General features: G+C 59.3%; 3 protein-coding genes. 1 reads left to right on the top strand and 2 read right to left on the bottom strand.

Annotated elements, in window-relative coordinates; genetic code table 11:
- Window positions 1-172: 172 nt before the first annotated feature.
- Window positions 173-1,525: an NADP-specific glutamate dehydrogenase gene (gdhA, locus tag QZL71_RS09575; RefSeq protein ID WP_294648588.1), complete on the bottom strand. Its 1,353-nt coding sequence runs from the start codon at window positions 1,523-1,525 to the stop codon at window positions 173-175.
- Between the two features lie 427 nt (window positions 1,526-1,952).
- Window positions 1,953-2,786: an Mrp/NBP35 family ATP-binding protein gene (locus QZL71_RS09570; RefSeq protein ID WP_044953699.1), complete on the bottom strand. Its 834-nt coding sequence runs from the start codon at window positions 2,784-2,786 to the stop codon at window positions 1,953-1,955.
- A 196-nt stretch (window positions 2,787-2,982) separates the two neighbouring features.
- Here QZL71_RS09570 and QZL71_RS09565 point away from each other — a divergent pair.
- Window positions 2,983-3,538, top strand: a 556-nt coding sequence (locus QZL71_RS09565) for an oligosaccharide flippase family protein (RefSeq protein ID WP_294648587.1), incomplete at its 3' end; no start/stop codon positions are given.

Here is a 3,538-nt window from a genome sequence, read left to right as displayed (position 1 = left end):
GTGCAGGCGGTGCAGCCCGCCGCCTGCTCACACTGAAAACAAAACATCTGCTCGTCCATACAAAACTCCCTTTCTGCCATAAGATACTGCCAGTGTGGGCAGAGCGGGGCGGGGTTATACCCAAAAAGAGCCGCACCCCTGCGGGCGCGGCTCTTAGACGACGCGGTATGACTTAGTAGGTGATGCCCTGTGCCATCATGGCGGTTGCAACCTTCAGGAAGCCGGCGCAGTTTGCACCGACCATCAGGTTGCCCTCGGAACCGGCAGCCACAGATGCATCGTAGGAAGCATGGAAAATGCCCTCCATGATGCCCTTCAGCTTGGCATCGACCTCTTCAAAGGCCCAGCTCAGGCGCTCGGAGTTCTGGCTCATCTCCAGACCGGAGGTGGCCACGCCGCCTGCGTTGGAAGCCTTTGCAGGTCCGTACAGGATGCCGTTGGACAGGTAGACCTCGATGGCCTCCGGGGTGCTGGGCATGTTGGCACCCTCGCACACGACGGTGCAGCCGCCCTTCACCAGAGCCTCAGCGGACTCCTTGTTGATCTCGTTCTGGGTTGCGCAGGGCAGGGCGATGTCGCAGGGGACAGTCCAGACCTTGGTGCAATCTGCAACATAGGTTACACCCTCGTGGGTCTCGGCGTACTCCTTGATACGGCCGCGGCGGACTTCCTTCAGATCCTTGACGTAGGCCAGATCAATGCCGTTGGGATCGTAGACATAGCCGTTGGAGTCGGACATGGTCACGACCTTGGCACCCAGCTGGGTGGCCTTCTCGCAGGCGTAGATCGCAACGTTGCCGGAACCGGAGATGACCACGGTCTTGCCCTCAAAGCTGTCGTTGCGCATGCACTTCAGAGCTTCAGCGGTGAAGTAGCACAGGCCATAGCCGGTAGCCTCGGTACGGGCCAGAGAGCCGCCAAAGGTCAGGCCCTTGCCGGTGAGCATGCCGCCCTGGAAGCTGTTGGTCAGGCGCTTGTACTGGCCGAACATATAGCCGACCTCACGGCCGCCGACACCGATATCACCGGCGGGGCAGTCCACGAACTGGCCGATGTGGCGGTACAGCTCGGTCATGAAGCTCTGGCAGAAGCGCATGACCTCCATGTCGCTCTTGCCGTGGGGGTCGAAGTCAGAGCCGCCCTTGCCGCCGCCCATGGGCAGGGTGGTCAGGCTGTTCTTGAAGGTCTGCTCAAAGCCGAGGAACTTCAGGATGCCCTGATTGACAGAGGGATGGAAGCGCAGGCCGCCCTTGTAGGGGCCGATGGCGCTGTTGAACTGTACGCGGTAGCCGCGGTTCACCTGAACCTTGCCCTGATCGTCAACCCAAGGCACACGGAAGGTGATGATGCGCTCCGGCTCGACCAGACGCTCGATCAGGCCGGCCTTCTCGTACTCGGGGTGCTTCTCAACAACGGGCTGGATGCTCTCCAGAACCTCGCGCACAGCCTGCAGGAACTCAGGCTCGTTGGCATTGCGCTTTTCCAGACCTTCGTAAACGCGCTTCAGGTATTCATTCGTCAGCATAGTAGAATACTCCTTTTCCCAATTACTCTATAAAATTTGAAAAAGACGAGACCGCCCAGCCCGCCGCACAGCGGACGCGCTGCTAAAACGCTTTGGGACGATCCCGGATTTCCGTTCTTACACACCGGTCTGCTTATGGCTGCAGACCGCTTTATTATTATAAAGCATTTCTGTGGGTTTGACAATAGCGAGAAAGCAGAAAATGCTTCAAAAAAACAGATGAAAAGTTGAGACCGCTTCACAAAACGAAAAATAAAAGAAAAAAACGGCACAGAACCTTGTTTTTTAAAGCGCCGACAGAACAAAAGAAATACGGAAAAGAACGTCTTTTCTCCATTTTGCTGCATTCCGCAGGCGCAGAAAGCCATATTTTCTGCAAACAAAAAGCCCTGCACCACGCAAACGGCACAGGGCAGAGAAACGATTTTTACTTCTTCAGCAGCTTTTCGCAGGCATCGGCGGCACCTTCCAGATATTCGCCGCCGTAGGTCTCGATCATACCGGCATCGGAAAGCGCAGCCAGCTGGGGATCGATGGGACACTTGGCCAGCACGGGCAGGCCGTGCTTTGCAGCCACCTCATCCACATGGCTCTCGCCGAACACATTGATGTGCTTGCCGCAGTCGGGACAGACGATGTAGCTCATGTTCTCCACGATGCCCAGCATGGGTACCTTCATCATTTCAGCCATGTTCACGGCCTTGGCCACGATCATGCTCACCAGCTCCTGCGGGCTTGCCACCACAACAATGCCGTCCACCGGCAGGCTCTGGAACACGGTCAGGGGCACATCACCGGTTCCCGGGGGCATGTCCACGAACAGAAAGTCCACGTCCTTCCAGACCACATCGGTCCAGAACTGCTTGACAGCACCGGCAATGACCGGGCCGCGCCACACAACGGGGTCTTCCTCGTTTTCCACCAGCAGATTGATGCTCATAACATCGATGCCCATGCGGCTCTGGATGGGCCAGCAGCCCTTGTCGTCGGCCATGGCGCGGCCATGGATGCCGAACAGCTTGGGAATGGACGGGCCGGTGATGTCGGCATCCAGAATGCCGCAGTGGTAGCCGCGGCGTGCCATGGCGCAGGCCAGCAGAGCGCTGGTCATGCTCTTGCCAACGCCGCCCTTGCCGGACACAACGCCAATGACTTTTTTGACGCTGCTGTTGGGGTTGGGGGCATCGTGCTTGGGCGCTGCATCGCGGGAAGAACATGCTGCTCCACAGCTGGAGCAGTCATGGGTACATTCTTCGCTCATTCTCTTTTTGCGCACGGCGGGCGCGGGGCGTTTGCCGTGTGCTTCCTCCTTAAACAGAATACGGCTATATAAAAGCCGCCCCTTTACTATACCATAAAAGCGCTCAGGAAACAACCCGCCGCGCCGCTCTGCTTTTGCATATCCTGTTCCGCCGCTTCATATGCTGGAACCGGAACATTCCGGCAGGAGGTGCGCCATGCGGCAGAGCTATTTGAAAAATGCGGCGCTGCTCACCGGTTCAGACGTGGTGCTGCGGCTGGCCGGCATGGGCCTGCGCATCTGGCTGGCAAACGAGCTGGGCGGCGAGGGGATGGGCCTTTACCAGCTGGTGCTGGCGGTGTATTCACTGTTCGTCACGCTGGCAACGGCGGGCGTTTCGGTGGCGGCTACCCGGCTCATGGCCGAGGAACTCAGCGGCCCAGCTTCCGCCCATGGTGCAGCCCGCGGCATGCTGCGCCGTCTGCTGGCGGCAGGACTTGTGCTGGGGCTGTTTGCCGCTGCACTGCAGCTGGCGACAGCGGATCTTGCGGCCCGGTTGTGGCTTGGCGATGTCCGCGCCGTCGGTGCTTTGCGCGTTTCAGCGCTGGGAATGCCGTGGATGGCGGTCTCGGCGGTGCTGCGCGGTTTTTTCATCGCCCGACGGCATGTAGCTCCCAATGTGTTCAGCCAGCTTACGGAGCAGACGGTGCGCATCGCGCTGGTGGCACTGGCGCTTACCCGCACCGAGGGCCTTGCGGTGGGCGTGCGCTGTA

Source organism: uncultured Faecalibacterium sp. (assembly GCF_900066275.1).
Classification (GTDB): domain Bacteria; phylum Bacillota; class Clostridia; order Oscillospirales; family Ruminococcaceae; genus Faecalibacterium; species Faecalibacterium taiwanense.
This window is presented reverse-complemented; position numbering and strand designations above follow the sequence as displayed.

Excerpts from the sequence above, each read along its gene's own strand:
- QZL71_RS09570 (WP_044953699.1), bottom strand. The coding sequence starts at position 2,786 with ATGAGCGAAGAATGTACCCATGACTGCTCCAGCTGTGGAGCAGCATGT.
- gdhA (WP_294648588.1), bottom strand. The coding sequence starts at position 1,525 with ATGCTGACGAATGAATACCTGAAGCGCGTTTACGAAGGTCTGGAAAAG.